We start from the raw sequence: 18,038 nt of genomic DNA on the forward strand, positions 1-18,038 counted from the left end.
ATCATGTTCGCGGTCTCCGCTTCAGGCGTGACCTGCGAGCCCGGGCGCGTTCCACCGCGTCGACGAGTTGGTCCGCGACGGCCAGCGCGTCTGAGAGTGCAAGGTGCGGAACAACGCCTGTATCGCCACGGGTGACGCTGATACGGCTCCGGGCGACGTCGGCAATCGTCGCGGCAGTTCGGGGCGCTGAGACGGCGAATGACGGCCGACCGTGAGGTGTCCGGTTCACCGTTCGATCAGCGCTCCGCGTGGCCTCGATTCTCGGTGCAGGTCTGCGAAACGATGGCCGTTCCGCCGAAGCCCCTGCGCGAGCTCGTCCCGATGCTCTCGCACCCAAACGATGTTGCCGTTCGTGGCCCATGCCTTTGCGGCCGCAGTGTCGAACCCGGCAGGTGTGTCGTCCCAGCGTGGGGTCTTGACGCCGGTGTGTTCTTCGATGGCGAAGGAGTACGGGTGCTGCGCGCAGCCGAGTAGCCACGAGTCGACTCGCTCGTCACTTGAGTCCGGCCCGATGGGGATCGCTGCGACGATGGCGAGAACAGTGCCGGGCATCAGTCGGGTGGGATCTGGTTTCTTGTAGTGAATTGCCACGGCCTCGAGGGCTTCTTTAATCCAAATAGGCTCGTCGACAAAAATCTCCGCCCAGGCTGCTGTCACTCCGTCGTCGCGGCGAGGCATCCGGTAGTCGAGTAGCGCCGCTTTCGCGAGCACGTCGGCTGCGATGTCGATCGCGTCATCAAGGGTTGGAGCTAATTTCATGCCGTTGCCTCTCGTGGCGGAAGGTTTAGCCGTGCGCGGACGCTATCTTTGCTGCTGCGGATTTCTGCTGCTTTCGTCCCGGCATTGCCTAGACCGTGTGTCTGATCGGTTGCGCGGGTTCTGGTTTGGTTCATGAACTTTTGGACGAAGCTCGGGATTTGAGAGTGGGCGCAGACCGGGGATTCGTCCCAGAGCTTGATGCCACCCCAGACGTCGTCCGGGGTGACCCCGTCGGTAAGCAGCCTCCCGACGATCGATGTCATCGACGCCCGCCGTTCGGCGATCAACCCTTTCGGGCACATGTGCTTGATGTAGGACACGACGATCTGGTCGGCGTCGGTCCTCAGGCTTACGACCGCAGTTGAGCGGGGAGCTACAACAGCTATTCGTCCCCCGCTCGTCCGTTCGTCGCCTCCATTCGAACCGGGCTCCTTTGAGTCGGCCTGTCCCCTGTCCGGTACCAGTTCGCCTGTTGCGGCGGTGGTCTCGTGTGGGGGCGAGGGGGGACCTGCTCCCTTGTTCCCTTGCTCCCTAGTTCCCTCGTTCCCTAGCTCCGGGCACTGAGGACTCACTGAGGATTCACTGATGGGTTCGTGAATCGTGGAGTCTGGATCGTCCGGCCTGGGGTTTCTACCTTTTGTTGGGCGATTTATCTTCTGGTGCGCACTCCAGTTGGTGATGAACAGGTATCGGCGCCCCCTGACGATGTATCGAGTGATCATTCCTCTCGCATGAAGACTCAGCAGCGCGTCGTGAATCCTCACTGACGATTCAGTGAGGTCGTCCGTGAGCGGGAATAGGTCTGCCCGGATGAGCCGTTCGTCGTCACGGCCAACCCCTGAATCATCGACGTAGGACCACAGTCCGATGAAAATTAGGCGACTGTGCCAATCCAACGCGTCGACGTCCTCCGAGCGCCAGAACTCTGGTTTGATGCTTCGGATTCTCATCGGACCCTGTTCGAGCGGTCTGCCGCGCCTAGGTCGATGCGCCTGGCGCGCCACACACGGCAGACGCCGCGGGACCGTGAGGGCCGGGGAGACTCTTGGAAACCTGCGTATTCGATCAAGCCGTTGCGGTGTGCCTGCGCAAATACGAGGCCCCACCAACGAGGGTTCGGTGGGTCGGCGAGCCCGTACTCATCGGACAGTGTCCAGGCGGTGAATCGGGCCTTTTCCCTTGCTGCCTGGCCGATGGCCGCGAGCGCGGTGTACGTCCAGCGCTTCTTCAGGGAGTCCGCTGCTGGCATGTCCGATAGGGGAGCTTGCCGCAGTGTCGGTGCGCGTCTTATCATGAAGTTGTCCTCTGGATTTGAGGGTGTTTTGAGCGAGCTGAGGTTTCAGTTCGCCGGGTGGTTCGGTCGTTCCTTCTGGGGTCGCCCTGTGGGTGTCGGATTTGTTGGTGAAGTGGATTTACGCGTCCGGTGTGCCAGCACCGGAACTACCGCGGAGCCACTTGAGTGGGTGAAGGGTCAGCCGCTCGGCGTTTCGACGCTGAGCGGCACCACCCGATCAAAGCTTCTCTCGGACAATTATTTTCATTCCGAACCGCCTCCTCGCCACGCCACAGCGGCTGTCTGATCTTGTCGCGTCGTCACCAGCACGACGTCCGACACGAGTTCCTTGAACAACGCGTCCCGGCAAGATCAAGACCGTATCCAGCACGGCAGTTACGACGTTGCCCATCGCGTCGGTCTGCACTTTTGGCCAATCGAGATCGGTGGATTGGTACATGATTCTCAGTTCACGCGACCCTCGTGGGCTTCTGGTCGGTTCTTGCAATCTTGTTGTTGTCCAGCCAGTCCCAGACGTCTTGGGGATCGTAGAGCACTCGCGAACCTGTCTTGATAAAACGTGGGCCGGTTCCCTTGAACCGTTCCTGCGCTGCGGCCGCCTCCGTTATTCCGCGCCACGCCGCGTACTCCTTGCAGCCCCACGGGCGAGGTCGATCGAACGAACTCATCGGAGCCCCTCTTTTTCATTCCTGGCGTATTCCAGGAATGAAAGTAGTTCAGCACGTCTCTCCGGGTCTTGTCAAGCCTCAGATTTTCCAGGTATGGTTCCGCAGTGGAAGCACAGAAGCTAGCTGTAGCGGTCGGCCGTAACGCACGACGGATTCGTAATAGCGTGGGCGCGAAGGGCGACGCGGTCGCAAAAGCCGCGCAGCTCTACGGACTTCAGTGGACAGACTCCCGGGTCAGTGAACTCGAGAGCGGCCGAGTGTCACCGACAATCCCCACTCTGATCGTGCTTGCGCTAGCCCTGACGAAGGTGACCGGGTCGCACATAGGCATCGGCGACCTACTCGGGACGGAAGAGAAGGTGCTCATTACCGAGACCTTGGCATTCTCTGGTCATGCACTCGCCTCCCTTGTCGAAGGCACAGAGTTTGACGCACTGAACCCAGCCGAAGTGTGGTTAGAGACAAGCAAACTCGACGAAGTCGGCCGCGCAATTGATTCTCAACGCCACTTACCGCCCGGAGTATCACTTGAGGACCTTGACGACGCATACAACCGTCGAACTGCGGCCGACGAGCGGGCGGCGAAGGACATGGACCTCGGAGACGTCCTTCTCGCGATCTGGTCGCTGAAGACCTGGGGCCGAACGTTCTCCGAAGAACGCGATCAACGAGCTGGACCTGATGCGAACGCCCAGAAGCGCGGCCAGATAGCCCGAACGCTGAAAAACGAACTGAGAGAATCGATTACGAGTGGCGACGATTGAGCCCTACTCCACCCAGGCCGGCAAGAGGTATCGCGTCCGCTATAGGACACCTGATCATCGCCAAACCACCAAACGTGGGTTTCGAACAAAGCGGGATGCTGAAGCGTTCGCAAACACAGTGGAGGTGCAGAAGCTCTCCGGGGACTACGTCGCTCCAACCCTGGGGCGAATACCGGTGGGCGACCTCGCGCCAGACTGGCTGCTGCGCAAACAGTCCGATGTCGCGCCGTCGAACTATCGAACGCTCGAGTCGGCTTGGCGGACCCACGTTAGTCCGATGTGGGGAACGGCCCGGATAGCGGAGATCGAACCTGCCAGCGTCGAGCGATGGATAGCCGACATGACGCGGAGAGGATGCAGCCCGACAACCGTCATCCGGGCCTACGGGGTGCTTGCCGGGATCCTCGACGACGCCGTGAAGTCGCGCCGGCTGGCGAAGAATCCCTCTCGCGGTGTCGAGAACTTGCCGCGCAAGACTGCGAAGCGTCACGTGTATCTGTCGGCTGACGACGTTGCTCGCCTGGCTGATGAATCAGGTCAGCACTATCGCCTGGTGCTGACGAAGGCCTACACGGGTTTGCGATGGGGCGAGCTGATCGCACTACGAGTGAAAGACATCGAGTTCCTCAGGCGACGGCTGAGCGTTCACGACAATGCGGTGCAGCTCGGCGTCGATCACGCCGAGGGCCTGACCAAGAGTCGACGCGGGCGTTCGGTCCCGGTCCCCCAATTCATCCTCGATGAGCTCGCGCAGCAATGCGAAGGCAAAGTTCTGACCGATCTGGTGTTCCCAGGGCCTGACGGCCGGTACCTGCCACGTCCGAAGTCCGACGGCGGCTGGTTCGCCGGCGCAGTGAAGCGAGCCAAGGTACAGACCATCACTCCGCACGATCTGCGTCACACGACAGCAAGCCTCGCTGTAAGCGCTGGGGTGAACGTTCTTGCGCTCGCCAGGATGCTCGGTCACACGTCCGCGAAGGTCACTCTGGACACGTACGCAGACCTCTTCGACACGGACTTAGATGCAGTCGCCGTGACCATGCATGACAGCTATTCACCAGCGAGTGTGGTCAAGATGTGGCCAGGGCAACCGGGTTCGGACGAAAACCTCGCGCAAAAAAGCTCCCCACCTGCGTGAACAGGTGGGGAGCTTGTGGCGGTGGCGGAGGGATTTGAACCCTCGGACGGGGATTACCCGTCACACGCTTTCGAGGCGTGCTCCTTAGGCCGCTCGGACACGCCACCGCAGAAGACTGTACCGGAATGCGGCCCTGAGGCTAAATCGCCTGCTCAGCGCGCGAATCCATTGGTCATTCCGCAGGCTCCACTCCGGCGACTAGTTGCCGGTGAGCTTGTCCTTGATGTTCGACGCTGCGTCCTTGACCTTCTCGACGCCGTCCTTGACTGCGGCCGAGGCCTGGTCGCCCTTGCCTTCTGCTTCGAGGTCCTTGTCTCCGGTGGCCGAACCTGCGGCTTCTTTGGCCTTGCCGCCGAGGTCTTCGGTCTTGTTCGAGATCTTGTCGCCGATTCCCATAGTGTTCTCCTTCGCAGAGGTTGGAGCGCTTCTGTGCGCCCCTGCTGTCCACACTCCTGAAAACCGACCGCCCCGGCCACCTCACCCCCCACCTCGAGACGGGATCGTTATCTCCGGTCGGCGAAGAACCTGGTCAGCACTTCGGCGCATTCGGCTTCCAACACTCCGCCGCGAACCTGTGGCCTGTGGGTGAGGCGACGGTCGCGCACCACGTCCCACAGCGAGCCGACGGCTCCGGTCTTGGGTTCCCATGCCCCGAACACCACAGCGTCCACACGGGCGAGCACCAGCGCTCCGGCGCACATCGTGCAGGGTTCCAGCGTCACGGCCAGGGTGCAGCCTTCGAGTCGCCAGCCGTCGCCGTGGACAGCGGCTGCTCGACGCAACGCGATCACTTCCGCATGTCCGGTGGGGTCGCCCGACGCCTCCCGCGCATTGCAGGCCCGGGCGATCTCACGTCCGGAGGCGTCGAACACGACGGCTCCGACGGGTACATCGGCATCCGATGCCTCGGCCGCAGCCGACAGCGCTGCGCGGATCATGTCCGCGTCGGACACCACCATCGGTTACCGCCGCAGCTTGTTCACCGCTGCGGCGAACTCGTCCTCGAAGCCCAGGCGTTCGGCGATGGATTGCAGTTGCTCGTCCGGGTAGTCGTCGGTCTCGGCGACGATGATGCCGAGCACGGCTTCGGGGAGTCCGAGATCGGCCAGCAGCGCGAGGTCACCCTCTTCGTAGGGTTCGATGTCGTCCAGCTCATCGGGATCGACGTCGGGGATCTCGATGTTCAACGCATCGAGAACGTCCGCGGCGATTTCGTAGTCCACTGCGGCGACGGCGTCGGAGAGCAGCAGGCGGGTGCCGTTCGGTGCGGGACGCAGGATGACGAAGAATTCCTCGTCCACGTCGAGCAGTCCGAACACTGCTCCCGAGCTGCGAAGCTCGCGCAGTTCGGTCTCTGCCGCCGACAGGCTGGTCAGCGCGTCTTCGGACAGCGGCGTCACGGTCCACTTGCCGTCCTCTCGGACAACAGCAACACCGAATCCTTCGAGTTCGTCGTACTCCTGTGCGGATGCGCGGTTGTTGTTCGCGCGCTGTGCGGCCATGCGCGCAACGGTAGTCCGGTTGGGGCCTGTATTCGAAGTCCACCTCCCGTCGACAGCACCCACCTGTGCCAATCTGATCGGGTGACTTCTACCTCGGTGTGCGTTCTCGGTCTCGGACTGATCGGTGGGTCGATCCTGCGCGCGGCACGCGATGCGGGTCGTCCGGTGTGGGGGTGGAACCGATCGGCCGATGCGATCGCCGGCGCTACAGCCGACGGGTACGACGTCGGCACCGACTTGACGGTGGCTTTGACCAGGGCATCGTCCGAGAATGCGCTCATCGTGATCGCCGTTCCGATGCCTGCCGTCGACTCGGTTCTGGCCGCCATTGCGGAACATGCACCCGATGCCCCGATCACCGATGTCGTCAGCGTGAAGGCCGAGGTTGCCGCTGCCGTGGCGGCTCGCGGACTGCAGGCCCGCTACGTCGGCGGGCATCCGATGGCGGGTACCAACAAGTCGGGCTGGTCGGCCACCGATCCCACGCTGTTCGCCGACGCGGTGTGGGTGGTGTCCACAGACCCGGGAGTCGACGCCGACGTGTGGGTCCGGGTTGCCGAGCTCGCCCTGGACTGCGGTTCGGTGGTGGTGCCGGCCGAGAGCGTCGAGCACGATCGCGCCGTCGCCAGGATCTCGCACTTACCGCATCTGCTGGCCGAGGCCTTGGCGGTCGTGGGGGCGGCAGGCGGTCCGCTGGCGTTGGGCCTGGCTGCGGGCTCGTTCCGCGACGGCACGAGGGTGGCGTCGTCGTCGCCGAATCTTGTTCGGGCGATGACCGAGGGCAACGCTGCCGCTCTGCGAACCGCACTCGACGAGGCACTGGGCGCACTCACAGCGGCCCGGGAAGAACTGGACGACGGTTCGACGAAAACGCTGGTCGACGCCGGAAACGCAGCGCGCCTGCAGTACGAGCAGCACAAGCGCTTCGAGATCACCGACGTCACCCCGGGCGAGCCGGGGTGGCGGGAGAAGATGCAGGACGCGGGTCGACGCGGTGGCGTCGTGCGTCAGATCCGTTCGGCCAGCCCCGGGTAATCGAGGACGAAACCGTCGGCATCGACCGTGACGGACGACGTCGACACCGGTGAGATGACGTGGATGCCCTCGGAACCACTGCTGTAGGTCAGCGTGGCCTCTTGGATGCTGAGGTCGAGCACGTTGACGTATACCGTCGGCACCTCGAGGTCCTGGACCTGGGTGTGCAGACCGAATCGACGAATCGGCAGGGTGTTGAAGAAGGGGCTGAGCACCATGTCGACGTCGAGTGCGCCGCTGTAGGTCGAGCGCTGGTGGCTGGTGCTGTTCTCCACCATCCAATAGCCCTCGTCGTCGCGGCTGACGGAGGCCTGCCGGTCACCGGACGCGAGCGAGGTGCGGACCGAGAGCCGCTTGGTGACGCCGTACTCGTCGGTCACCAGGTCGTACGACGCGCTGAAGGCAGGGTGATCACTGCACGCGGCACCGATGATGCGTCCGGCAGCCTTGATGCGGTTGCCCGAGAGCTGGACCCGTACGGACTCCATGCGGGGAACGTCGTGCGCTCGCCACGTCAGGATCGAGGGCCAGTTTTTCGCGTCTGTGGAGCCGGTCGCGGGTATGGAGACATGCTCTGCACCCGATGCTTGAGTGATCACTCACCTACGGTATGCGACGGGGCCCCCAGAAGATCAAGCGGACGCGACTTTTCTCGACGTCCGCGCCCGGCGCGGACGCGTGTGTACCGTCCACGACCCGGTATCGACGTGCGTTTTTCACGGTCAATCGTGTGCGACGCCCGACATGGCCGAACGAAGGTCGATTTCGCTCACAGTTACTAGGGTGGTGCCCGTGACGACAGGGGACGCAGGCGGCGGGCAGTTCGATTTCGCGCATTCCGAACAGGCCGCGAAGAGCCGACGGGACAAGGCGAAAGCTCTGGCGCGGTACGTGTGGGATCGCGGCATCACCGGTGCCGAGCTTCTCGACCTCACCGACGCTGTCCGCCGGAAACTCGCCCGCGCTGCCGACCTGCACCCACCGAGCACGATGGAAACGTGGACCATCGTGGCCGAGCTGCTCGACCGCAAATCTGCGTGGGCGGCCGAGCACCCGGGCCACGACGGGGCGACGCCCCGGCACACCGACGAGAAGATCATGTGGGTCAAGCCACCGATAACACCCTGGACCTGATCACCCGGTCACGACACCGATCTCATTGGCGATAGATCTCCACGTGGGCACCGGTGACGACACCGAGGGTCGATGTCGGCTGGCCCCAGCTCGAACCGCAGTTACCCGACGCCTGACCTGTCGGCACGAAGGATCGGCTCGACGAGGTGTAGGGGCCGACCGCAAGGAACGGAACGGTCGCCGTGACATGGAAACCCCAACATTCGGTGATCAGTACGTACTCCCTACCCGGAGGAGCACCGGTGTCGTGACACGCTGCAGACGCGCCGAAGGCATCGCGGGAGATGGAGCAATCCTGAGTATCCGCATGGGAAACGCCTGCGCCGATGATTGCCGAAAAGGCCAGACCTGAGACGACGACGGTGGCAACTCGTGTTGCCGCTACAAATGTTCTTCTCATACAGGTCATTTCGCCGGAGACCGACGAGGCGTTACGCAAATCAGACCAGCGAGTCTTCCCACGCCTCGTGCAGGTGCGCGAAGCGTCCCTCTCCCGCGATGAGGTCCGCAGGAGTTCCGTCCTCCACGATGTCGCCGTCGGACATGACCAGAACGCGATCCGCGATGGCCACCGTCGACAGGCGGTGCGCGATGATCAGCGCCGTTCGCCCCTGCAGGATGGTCTCGAGCGCACGCTGCACCAGTCGCTCGCTCGGGATGTCCAGACTCGATGTTGCCTCGTCGAGCACGATCACCGACGGCGCAGCGAGGAACACCCGCGCGAAGGCGACCAATTGCCGTTGACCCGAGGACAATCTGCCTCCGCGCTTGCGCACGTCGGTGTCGATTCCCTCCGGCAACGACGCGATGAACTCGGTCAGTCCGACGGCGTCCGCCGCGGCCCGCACCTCGGCATCGGTCGCCGTGGGGCGTCCGAGTCGGATGTTGTCCGCCACCGAACCGGAGAACAGGAACGACTCCTGGGTCACCATCACGACGTTGCGACGCAGGTCCTCATCGCTGATCTGCCGCATGTCGATGCCGTCGAGTCGGACGGCTCCGGCCGTCGGATCGTAGAAGCGCGCCAACAGCTTTGCCAGTGTCGATTTGCCTGCTCCGGTGGCCCCGACCATCGCGACCACCTGTCCGGCGGGCACGTGCAGCGAGAACTCCGGCAGCACGACGCGTTCGGGGCCGTAGGAGAAGTGCACGTCGTCGAACGTGATGTCGCCCTTGGCTGTTCCGATGTCCACCGGGTTCTTCGGCGCTGTCACCGACGGTTCCTCCTCGAGCACACCGGAGATCTTCTCGAGTGCAGCCGCGGCGGACTGGTAGGCGTTGAACACCATCGCCAGCTCGTCGAGCGGGCCGTAGAACCGGCGCAGATACAACACGTACGCAGCAAGCACGCCGATGTCCATGTGGCCGTTGATCACTCGCCAGCTACCGAACACCAGGATGATCGCGAGCGTCACGTTACCGATCCACCGCACGATGCCGGTGTAGCTCGCCATGCCGCGCAACGCCGCGGTGGTGGCGTCCCGATACTCCGAATCCTCGGTGCTCAGAATGGCGTCGTTGCGTCCTTCGCGCCGGAACACCTGCACTGCACGAATGCCGCCCATGGATTCGACGAAGTGGACCACGACGCGCGCGATCGCCACCCGTGTTCGACGGTATCCCTGGCGTTGTCGCCGCTGTGACCATCGAGTGACGAGGACCAGCGGAACGAAGCCGGCCAGCACGATCATCGCCATCGGAATGTCGAGGTACACCAGGATGATGGCGATCGACACCATCGACAGGATGGCCGTCAGAGCGTCGTTGAGGGCACTTTCGAGCAGGGTCTGCAGAGACTCGACGTCACTGGTCAGTCGCGAGATCAATCGTCCCGAGGTGTACTTCTCGTGGAACGACAGGCTCAGCTTCTGGGCATGGTCGAACACCCGACCACGCAGGTCGTACAGGATGTTCTGGCTCAAGCGTCCCGAGACCGTGAGAAACGCATAGGTCGTGAACATCCCGAGCAGGCCGAACCCGGTGTAGCCACCGACCGCCCACAGCAGCGGGCCCCAATCACCCTGTCCCGCAGCGCCGACGCCGTTGTCCAGCGCGTAGGCGATGAACAGCGGACCGGCCACGTAGGTGATGTTGTCGACCAGGATGATCAGGAACGACAGCAGTGCCTGCTTCTTGTACGGGCGCACCAACGATGCGAGCAACCGGCGAGAACGCCCGGCCAACACCAGGTTTCCGGTGGCGTCGACCTCCGATTCCTCGCCGCCGACTCCACGCCAATCCGCAGCTGCGGTTTGCTCAGCCATGAATCGACCCCATCACCTCGCGGTACCGCGGCGACGACGCCAGCAGTCCCTCGTGTGTTCCCTGCTCCACAATTCTTCCGTTCTCGAGATACAGCACGCGGTCGGCCAACGCAGCAGTCGACGGCCGGTGTGCCACCAGCACTGTCGTCGAGTGCGCCAACACGCGCCGTAATGCCTTCTGCACTTTCGCCTCGGTGTCCACGTCGAGCGCAGACAGCGGGTCGTCGAGCACCAGCACCCGCGGTTTGCCCAGCACTGCACGCGCCAGTGCGAGCCGCTGCCGCTGCCCACCGGACAAGCTCATGCCCTGCTCACCGATGCGCGTGGCCAAGCCCCACGGCAACTGCTCGACGAAATCCGTTGCGCGCGCGATCTCCAACGCCTCGGCGATCTCGGCGTCGGACGCGCCGGGTGAACCGAGCGCGATGTTCTCGCGCGCACTGGCCGAGAACAACACCGGATCCTCGAACGCCACCGTGACGATCGAGCGCAGATCGGCCAACCGCATCGAGGCCACATCGATACCGTCGATGGTGATCGAACCCTCGGTGGCGTCGAACAGACGGGGCACGAGATTCGTCAGCGCGGTCTTTCCGCTGCCGGTGTTACCGACCAACGCGACGGTCTCCCCCGGCTCGATGACGAAACTGACGTCGGTGAGCAGCGGCGACGACGCGTCGGGAAAGGTGAATCCGACACGATCGAATTGCACCCGACCACGGATCTTTTCGGGCAGTTCGACGGGACTGTCCGGATCGGTCACCGTTTCGGGCGTGTCCATGATCTCCCAGTACCGATCCGCTGCCGTGCGTGCGTTGTTCAGCTCCGCCAGCAGATACCCGAACGATTCGATCGGCCACAGCAGGAACGTGACGATGGCGATGGCCGCGACGAGCGTGCCGACCGACATCGTGCCCTGCACGATCGAGTACGTACCCACAGCCAGGATCGCGCCGATGGTGATCGGCTGCAGCCCGACGATCACCGCCCAGATGATTGCGAGGTAGCGCACCTTCGTCAGCTCGGTGCCACGCAAGGTGCGGGCCTGACGCAGAAACTGCTTGCCCAAGTGCGCACTTCGACCGAATGCCTTGAGGACACGAATGCCTTGGATGGACTCCTCGACCGTCGTCGTGACATCGCCCGCCTGATCCTGAGCGTCACGCGCCACGACGCGGTACAGCGTCTCGAACTTGGTGCAGGCGATCACCAGCGGTACCGATGTCGCCAGCATGATCAGCCCCAATTGCCAGGACTGGACGAGCAATACGCCGATGCCCACGATCAGCGTGACGGCGTTGATGATGATGAACGGGCCGATGAAAGCCATGAAACGCCGCAGCGAACCGAGGTCTGCAATGGCACGTGAAAGCAGCTGACCGGATTCCCAGCTTTCGTGAGCCGAGACCGACAGTCGTTGCAGCTTGTCGAATACCGTTGCGCGCGCCGAAATCTCGAATTGACTCGACGGGCGGGAGACCAGGAAGCGGCGAACCCAGATGCCGAGTGCATCGATAGTGCCGAGCAGCAGAACGAGAGCCGCGGGCCACCAGACCGCCGAGAAGTTGCGGTCGGTGATGGGCCCGTCGATGACGCGCTGCATCACCAGCGGAATCACCAGACCGGTCATGGTTGCGATCAGCGAGACCACGATCGAGGCGATGTAGAACCACTTGTACGGCAGCAGAAACGGCGCGAAACGACGCAGTGAGCTGGGCGGCTTCGCGGTGTCCGGGTATGGCTGATCGAGGGTTCGGGTTTCGGGATCGAGCACACCCGTAGACACAGTTCTTCTCCTTATTGCTGTGCTCGAATGATTTCATTGCACAGGCTCAGTTTCCAACCGATTTTTCGGCCCTCGCATTCCAGTGTGAAACCTTGAGCGTGGTCGAGGTCAAGTGCACGAGCCGTCACCGACTCTCGAGTACCGTAGGACCGTCGGGCGAGGGAAGGGCACACGTGAGCACACGGTCGATGGTCGGGTTGTTCGCGGGGATCGGCGGGCTCGAGCTGGGGCTGGCCGAGGCGGGCTGGTCGACGCAGTTGCTGTGCGAGATCGATCCCGGAGCCCAGGCCGTCCTGCGAGCGCGGATGCCACAGATACCCCTGCACACCGATGTCACCACGCTCCGAAGCCTGCCCGCCGACACCGAACTCGTCGCCGCGGGCTTCCCATGTCAGGACCTCTCCCAGGCCGGACGCACCGCGGGCATCACCGGTGCCAGGTCGGGCCTGGTCGACGAGGTGTTTCGGCTGGTCTCGCGTCGACGCGGTCCGCGGTGGCTGCTGATGGAGAACGTTCCGTTCATGCTGCAGCTCGGCCGCGGGGCCGCCATGCGACACATCACCGACGCACTCGAGGACCTCGGCTACATGTGGGCCTACCGCGTCGTCGACGCGCGGGCGTTCGGGTTGCCGCAACGTCGGCAGCGGGTGGTGATGCTGGCCTCGCGCACCGACGATCCACGGGAGGTGCTGTTCTCCCAGGATGCCGGCCCGCTGCCCGACGGCGATCCGAGCACCCAGCCGTGCGGCTTCTACTGGACCGAGGGCATCCGAGGCCTGGGGTGGGCGGTCAATGCGGTCCCGACGCTCAAAGGCGGATCCTCGCTTGGCATCGCCAGTCCCCCGGCTGTGCGATTGCCGTCCGGGGAGATCGTCACTCCCGGCATCATCGGGGCCGAGCGCTTGCAGGGCTTCGATCCGGACTGGACGCTGCCGTCGGTGCAGCAACCCGGCATTCGCAGCGGGCATCGATGGAAGCTCGTCGGCAACGCCGTCAGTGTGCGCATGGCGTCGTGGGCGGCGAACGCGCTCGACGACCCGAAGCCGTACGACGCCTCGAACGATCCAGCTCTACTTCCTGGTCAGGCTTGGCCGACCGCTGCGTGGGGACGTGACCGGACGACGTTCAAGGTGACGATATCGACCATGCCGGTCCACGAGCCGTACGAAGACCTGGCTGGTTTTCTGGACGATTCGAAACTGCTCTCGGCACGCGCGACGGCCGGCTTCCTCAAGCGCGCCCGAGCCGGCAACCTGCGCTTCGCACCAGGCTTCCTCGACGACCTCGACGCCCATCTCGAGCGCATGGGCGGGTACGCCGAGCGAGTTCCGGTGTGAGCGCAGCCCGGCCCGCCACCGATGCCAAGACCAGTGCGCGACTGAGCAAGCAGAAGCGTCGCGACACCAAACCCGAAGTGGCGCTACGACAAGCGCTGCACCGTCGAGGTCTGCGGTATTTCGTCGATCGCGCTCCGCTGAAGGGCATGCGGCGTCGAGCAGATCTGGTGTTCCCCAAACGCAAAGTCGCGGTCTACGTCGACGGCTGCTTCTGGCACAGCTGCCCAGTGCATGCCACCAAGCCCCGCAACAACGCGCAGTGGTGGGCCGACAAGTTGGCCGCCAACGTCGCACGTGATCGCGACACCGACAAGAAGCTGATCGCGGAGGGCTGGCGCGTGGTGCGCATCTGGGAACACGAAGATCCCGCCGTCGCCGCCGACCGCGTTGAGAACGAACTCCAAGCCGAATAATCTGGGTCATTCCGCGGGCTCCACTCCCGCTTGAAACCCTTTCACGTCCCCGCGCGTCCAACCCCATGATCGGTCGATTCGAGTTCGGGGGAAAACGGTGCGTAGAAATTGGTTGCTCGCGGCGGTGGCGCTGGCGATGTCGGTCTCGACAAGCGGATGCGCGGTGGTGTTGCTCGGCAGCGCGTTGCCCGCAGGCAGTTCGTCGCCGCAGAACAGGTACGGATTCGAGATGTCGGAGGCAGACCGGTACCTCGTGGAATCGGCGGCCTTCGTACGCAGCCTCGATCCCTGCGGCTTTCTCACCGAGGACGATCTCACAGCTCTCGGCACAGTGGTGCAGCTCCGCCCCGACGGCGAGTTGAGCACGTGCACAGCCGAGCTGATCACCGGGCAGTCGACTGTCACCGACTCCGTCACGATCGATCTCGACGCATACGCACCCGACCCCGACGATCCGGACATCGAGGAGGTCACGATCGGCGGCCAGCAGGTGTACGTGAACGACCTTTCGACCTCCTCGTGCAACATCACCTTCCCGCTGCGCGAGGTGTTCGACGGTGCCGACTCGGGGATCATGGACGGCTTCCGCACCAAGTCCGGTCGCAGCTACGCCCGCATCGAGGTCTATCGCCCCTACGAGGATGCGTGCCCCGCGGCGACACCATTCGCGCAGTCAGCCCTCGGTCTACTGGACGACCCCCCGCTCCGTGCCGACTCCAAGTACAACCTTCCCCTCGCCACCAAAGATCCGTGCGGAGTCCTCGAGCACCTGCCCGCCACGTGGACGGTGGACCGGTGGAGTCCTGATTCGGATCCATACGGGTGCACCTTCACGGCATCCTCGGCATCGCTGGACGAAAACCTTGTCATGCTCGACGTATCGCTCGACTATGTCTCCGGCGACACTCGCGCCGAAGACACCGATACCGTCCGGCAGGGCGATTACTCCGTCTCCACGCGCGAACTGGCTTCGACCTGCACCGCAGACATCGAGGTGGGCAACCCCGTACTCGGCATGCCCGAGACGGACGACTCCGCCGCGCGCGACGCCCGCACTGTGCCCACAGTGTCCGTCATGGCGGACGGCTGCGAGTCCGCAGTCGCACTGGCGGTGGCGGCTGCCGATGTACTGACTGGCTAGCCTTGATCGGTGTGTTCGAGAACTGAAGGCGTGGATATCCGCCGCGTCGTAGTGGCGATCTGCTTGATCCTCGCCGGACTGCTGTACTCCGCGTGGGTGGCCGAATTCTTCATGGACACCGGGCTCGACCCCACCACATCGTTTCTCAGCGAGCTCGACGCACGCGATCAGCCGTACCGCGAATTCTTTTCCACCGCAGACGTCGTCACCGGTTCACTGATGGTCCTCGCCGCGGTACTCGGCTTTCTCGCCACCCAACGTCGACGGCTCGTCGTCACCGGCTGGGTGGCGTCGGGCATCTTCGGTATCGCGACCATCGCCGACGCGAAACTTCCACTCGAGTGTGTGGCCGCCGACGATCCGAGCTGTCCGATCGAGCCCAGCGGATTGTTCCCGCAACTCCATCACCTGCACGCACTCACCAGCACCATCGCGGTGTTCGCGATCTTCACGGTCATGATCGCGTTCACACTCGCTGCATTCCGCTATGAGCCCTATCCCCTGCTTCGGACGCTCGGTGTCGCGGTGCTGGCTGTCACGACCCTGGCAACGGCGTGGCTGATGATCGCCGACAATCTTCCCGGCGATCACGGCCTCGGTGTTGCCCAGCGGGTTCAGGTGGGCGGCATGTCGGCGTACCTGGTGGTGCTGGGGTGTGCGCTTAGACTCGGAGCATGTCTTTCACCGCGACCGAACTGAACGGTTCCAAGGTAGAGCAGTACGAGCAGCTCACCGAGCAGGCCAAGGGCCTCGTATACGAGGAATCGAACCTGATCGCAAACGCCGCCAATCTTTCTGCGCTGGTGTATCACGCTCTACCCGAGGTCAATTGGGTCGGCTTCTACCTCTTCGACGGCACCGAACTCGTCGTCGGTCCCTTTCAAGGTCAGCCCGCCTGCGTGCGAATCGCTCTGAGCAAAGGCGTGTGCGGCGCTGCCGCCACCTCTCGCGAGACGCAGCGAGTGGCCGACGTTCACGCCTTCCCCGGCCACATCGCGTGCGATGCCAACACTCGTTCCGAGGTCGTCGTACCGCTGTTCAAGGGCGAGACCCTGATCGGTGTGTTCGATCTGGACAGCCCGGTGCCGGACCGCTTCGACGCCGACGATCAGGCCGGCCTCGAAGCGATCGCGGAGGTCTTTCTCGGTTCGATCAGCTAGAAGCCGCTGCCTCGAAGAACCAGGCCATGACCAACGCGCCGGGGTCCACGACGCCTCGCGCGGCCTCACCGACGTAGCTGGCGCGGCCGCGGTTGGCGGTCATGTCCTCGGTCGATTCGGCTCCGGTCTTTGCGGCGTCTGCTGCATTCTGCAGGGTTCCGCCGTCCTTCTCGAGCGCCTCGACGGCGGGGGCGATGGCGTCGACCATCGTCTTGTCGCCCACCCGTGCGCCGCCCAGTTCGGTGATGCTGTCCAGTCCCGCCCGGGCGGCCTGCCCGATAGCCGCGAGATCCGGCTCGGATTCGAGCATCGTTCGGTAGAACTGCCGAAACCAGATGCCGAACAGCGCGCCGGACGTACCACCTGCGTGGCCCAGATACGCCTCACTGACGGCCTCGAATACCGTTGCAGCCGAGTAGCTTTCCTTGACGGCGGCCAGATCGAGCTGTTCGAGCGCGGCCAGCATGTTGGCACCGAAGTCGCCGTCGCCTGCCTTCCGATCCAACTCGGTCAGAGCCGGCTCCTCGTCGAGCACGCGCTGCACCCACGACCCGATCCACTGCGAGACGAAAGACGACTTCTCGCCTGCTTCGGAGGGCGAGAACGTCGGCCCGAATCCGCCGCGTTCGCCCACCTGCTTCGCGCCACGGCTGTACGCATTGGGCCAACCGGGAGCATCGGTGGGTGCGTCCCAGAGTTCGAGCATCTCGTCGTCGGCGCGCACGAGGGTGATCGAGGCACCGCCCATGTTCAGAGCCGTGACGAAACTGCCGACGAGCGAGCGGGATATCTCGATACCCTTGCCCGAGAGGTACTCCGAGAGTTCACCGAACAGCAGGTGCAACTCCAGCGGGTGCGTCGCGCCGAGTCCGTTGACGATCGCGATCACCGATTCGCCCGAGTTCAATCCGAGCGAGGATACGACAGGCTCGGCAAGCTTCGCGACGATCTCCTGAGCAGGCAACTGCGGCACTCGATCGGTTCCGCGCTCTCCGTGAATCCCGATGCCGAGTTCGATTTCGTCCTTGGGCAATTCGAACGAAGGACTGTCGGCACCCGGTAGCGTCGGCGGGTCCAGCGCGACGGCCATGCTGCGCGCGTTCTCCGCCGTTCGACGCCCGAGTGCGACCACGGCCTGCAGGCTGTCTCCGCGCTCTGCCGCTGCACCGCACACCTTTTCGACGACGATGGTCGCTGCGGTGCCGCGTCGACCGGGCCCGTCCTCGCTCTCACTGGCCACATCGTCGTCGACGAGAACGACGTCGGCCACAATGCCGTCCTCCTGCAACAACTCTCGGGCGATCTTGAAATTCATCACATCGCCGGTGTAGTTCTTGACGATGTGTACCACTCCGCCACCTGCGTCCACGGCCTTGGACGCCTCGTGCACCTGAAGGGCGTTGGGTGAGGTGAACACCAGGCCCGGGCACGCGCCGGTGAGCATGCCGCGACCGATGAATCCGGCATGCATCGGCTCGTGGCCGGATCCCCCGCCGGACAGCAGCGCGACCTGACCGTCGGAGATGCGGTAGCGACGCGTCAGGAAGCCAGGATCAGCGTGCCAGGCGATGTCGTCGGTAGCGGCAACAAAACCGCGGAGGGCGTCGGCGACGAATGTTCGAGGGGAATTGGAGAACATGACC

21 protein-coding genes and 1 tRNA gene are annotated in these 18,038 nt (G+C 64.0%); 9 read left to right on the plus strand and 13 right to left on the minus strand.

Translation table 11 applies throughout. The annotated features are described in order from the left end of the window. Positions 1–225 precede the first annotated feature (225 nt). The 4 genes from CH275_RS12185 to CH275_RS12200 all read right to left on the minus strand — a co-directional run bounded on the left by CH275_RS12185 (position 226) and on the right by CH275_RS12200 (position 2,721). Entirely contained in the window at positions 226–759 is a 534-nt protein-coding gene (locus CH275_RS12185; protein WP_143546762.1) for a hypothetical protein, read from the minus strand. After that, on the minus strand, positions 756–1,709 hold the full coding sequence (locus tag CH275_RS12190) for a hypothetical protein (RefSeq protein ID WP_094678360.1): 954 nt from the start codon (positions 1,707–1,709) through the stop codon (positions 756–758). Before CH275_RS12190 ends, CH275_RS12185 begins: the two co-directional genes overlap by 4 nt. Further along, entirely contained in the window at positions 1,706–2,008 is a 303-nt protein-coding gene (locus CH275_RS12195; RefSeq protein WP_094678362.1) for a hypothetical protein, read from the minus strand. The genes CH275_RS12190 and CH275_RS12195 overlap by 4 nt, the downstream gene beginning before the upstream one ends. Positions 2,009–2,502: 494 nt before the next feature. Next, complete coding sequence (locus tag CH275_RS12200) at positions 2,503–2,721, minus strand: hypothetical protein (protein ID WP_094678364.1); 219 nt, start codon at positions 2,719–2,721, stop codon at positions 2,503–2,505. 104 nt (positions 2,722–2,825) lie between these two features. Between CH275_RS12200 and CH275_RS12205 the strand changes: the two genes are divergently transcribed. Continuing rightward, complete coding sequence (locus CH275_RS12205; RefSeq protein WP_143546763.1) at positions 2,826–3,485, plus strand: hypothetical protein; 660 nt, start codon at positions 2,826–2,828, stop codon at positions 3,483–3,485. Beyond that, positions 3,472–4,623, plus strand: coding sequence for a tyrosine-type recombinase/integrase (locus CH275_RS12210; protein ID WP_094678368.1), 1,152 nt, complete (start codon positions 3,472–3,474; stop codon positions 4,621–4,623). Before CH275_RS12205 ends, CH275_RS12210 begins: the two co-directional genes overlap by 14 nt. Before the next feature lie 16 nt (positions 4,624–4,639). Here CH275_RS12210 and CH275_RS12215 read toward each other — a convergent pair. The 4 genes from CH275_RS12215 to CH275_RS12230 all read right to left on the minus strand — a co-directional run bounded on the left by CH275_RS12215 (position 4,640) and on the right by CH275_RS12230 (position 6,125). After that, positions 4,640–4,730: transfer RNA gene (locus CH275_RS12215), tRNA-Ser, on the minus strand. 91 nt (positions 4,731–4,821) lie between these two features. After that, positions 4,822–5,019, minus strand: coding sequence for a CsbD family protein (locus tag CH275_RS12220; protein WP_094678370.1), 198 nt, complete (start codon positions 5,017–5,019; stop codon positions 4,822–4,824). Positions 5,020–5,126: 107 nt separating this feature from the next. Then, on the minus strand, positions 5,127–5,582 hold the full coding sequence (locus CH275_RS12225; RefSeq protein ID WP_094678372.1) for a nucleoside deaminase: 456 nt from the start codon (positions 5,580–5,582) through the stop codon (positions 5,127–5,129). A gap of 3 nt (positions 5,583–5,585) precedes the next feature. Further along, complete coding sequence (locus CH275_RS12230) at positions 5,586–6,125, minus strand: tRNA adenosine deaminase-associated protein (RefSeq protein ID WP_094678374.1); 540 nt, start codon at positions 6,123–6,125, stop codon at positions 5,586–5,588. 63 nt (positions 6,126–6,188) lie between these two features. Between CH275_RS12230 and CH275_RS12235 the strand changes: the two genes are divergently transcribed. Continuing rightward, positions 6,189–7,160: a prephenate dehydrogenase gene (locus CH275_RS12235; protein WP_373453706.1), complete on the plus strand. Its 972-nt coding sequence runs from the start codon at positions 6,189–6,191 to the stop codon at positions 7,158–7,160. On the opposite strand, the gene CH275_RS12240 is transcribed toward CH275_RS12235, so the two are convergent. Then, complete coding sequence (locus tag CH275_RS12240; protein ID WP_373453702.1) at positions 7,133–7,759, minus strand: putative glycolipid-binding domain-containing protein; 627 nt, start codon at positions 7,757–7,759, stop codon at positions 7,133–7,135. The two genes, CH275_RS12235 and CH275_RS12240, sit on opposite strands and share 28 nt — an antisense overlap. 193 nt (positions 7,760–7,952) lie before the next feature. On the opposite strand from CH275_RS12240, the gene CH275_RS12245 reads away from it, so the two are divergent. Continuing rightward, a complete protein-coding gene (locus tag CH275_RS12245) occupies positions 7,953–8,294 on the plus strand; it encodes a hypothetical protein (protein ID WP_094678730.1) in 342 nt (113 codons plus the stop codon). A 22-nt stretch (positions 8,295–8,316) separates the two neighbouring features. On the opposite strand, the gene CH275_RS12250 is transcribed toward CH275_RS12245, so the two are convergent. From CH275_RS12250 to CH275_RS12260, 3 genes are read right to left on the minus strand one after another with little or no spacing between them, the layout of a single operon-like run. Continuing rightward, a complete protein-coding gene (locus CH275_RS12250) occupies positions 8,317–8,694 on the minus strand; it encodes a hypothetical protein (protein WP_256990987.1) in 378 nt (125 codons plus the stop codon). 40 nt (positions 8,695–8,734) lie between these two features. Beyond that, on the minus strand, positions 8,735–10,558 hold the full coding sequence (locus CH275_RS12255) for an ABC transporter ATP-binding protein (protein ID WP_094678378.1): 1,824 nt from the start codon (positions 10,556–10,558) through the stop codon (positions 8,735–8,737). Then, positions 10,551–12,344, minus strand: coding sequence for an ABC transporter ATP-binding protein (locus CH275_RS12260; RefSeq protein ID WP_094678380.1), 1,794 nt, complete (start codon positions 12,342–12,344; stop codon positions 10,551–10,553). The genes CH275_RS12255 and CH275_RS12260 overlap by 8 nt, the downstream gene beginning before the upstream one ends. A 188-nt stretch (positions 12,345–12,532) precedes the next feature. Here CH275_RS12260 and CH275_RS12265 point away from each other — a divergent pair, with 188 nt between their 5' ends. From CH275_RS12265 to CH275_RS12285, 5 genes are all read left to right on the plus strand, one after another. Continuing rightward, complete coding sequence (locus tag CH275_RS12265; protein ID WP_094678734.1) at positions 12,533–13,681, plus strand: DNA cytosine methyltransferase; 1,149 nt, start codon at positions 12,533–12,535, stop codon at positions 13,679–13,681. After that, complete coding sequence (locus CH275_RS12270) at positions 13,678–14,094, plus strand: very short patch repair endonuclease (protein WP_094678382.1); 417 nt, start codon at positions 13,678–13,680, stop codon at positions 14,092–14,094. Before CH275_RS12265 ends, CH275_RS12270 begins: the two co-directional genes overlap by 4 nt. A 97-nt stretch (positions 14,095–14,191) precedes the next feature. Further along, positions 14,192–15,235, plus strand: coding sequence for a hypothetical protein (locus CH275_RS12275; protein ID WP_143546764.1), 1,044 nt, complete (start codon positions 14,192–14,194; stop codon positions 15,233–15,235). Between the two features lie 9 nt (positions 15,236–15,244). Continuing rightward, entirely contained in the window at positions 15,245–15,934 is a 690-nt protein-coding gene (locus CH275_RS12280; RefSeq protein WP_256990988.1) for a DUF998 domain-containing protein, read from the plus strand. Next, positions 15,910–16,395 (plus strand): GAF domain-containing protein, encoded by a 486-nt coding sequence (locus CH275_RS12285; protein ID WP_094678388.1) that lies wholly within the window; start codon positions 15,910–15,912, stop codon positions 16,393–16,395. The genes CH275_RS12280 and CH275_RS12285 overlap by 25 nt, the downstream gene beginning before the upstream one ends. Here CH275_RS12285 and CH275_RS12290 read toward each other — a convergent pair. Then, positions 16,388–18,034 (minus strand): dihydroxyacetone kinase family protein, encoded by a 1,647-nt coding sequence (locus CH275_RS12290; RefSeq protein WP_094678390.1) that lies wholly within the window; start codon positions 18,032–18,034, stop codon positions 16,388–16,390. The two genes, CH275_RS12285 and CH275_RS12290, sit on opposite strands and share 8 nt — an antisense overlap. Between the last annotated feature and the right edge of the window lie 4 nt (positions 18,035–18,038).

This window comes from Rhodococcus sp. 06-235-1A (assembly GCF_002258785.1).
Lineage (GTDB): Bacteria > Actinomycetota > Actinomycetes > Mycobacteriales > Mycobacteriaceae > Rhodococcoides.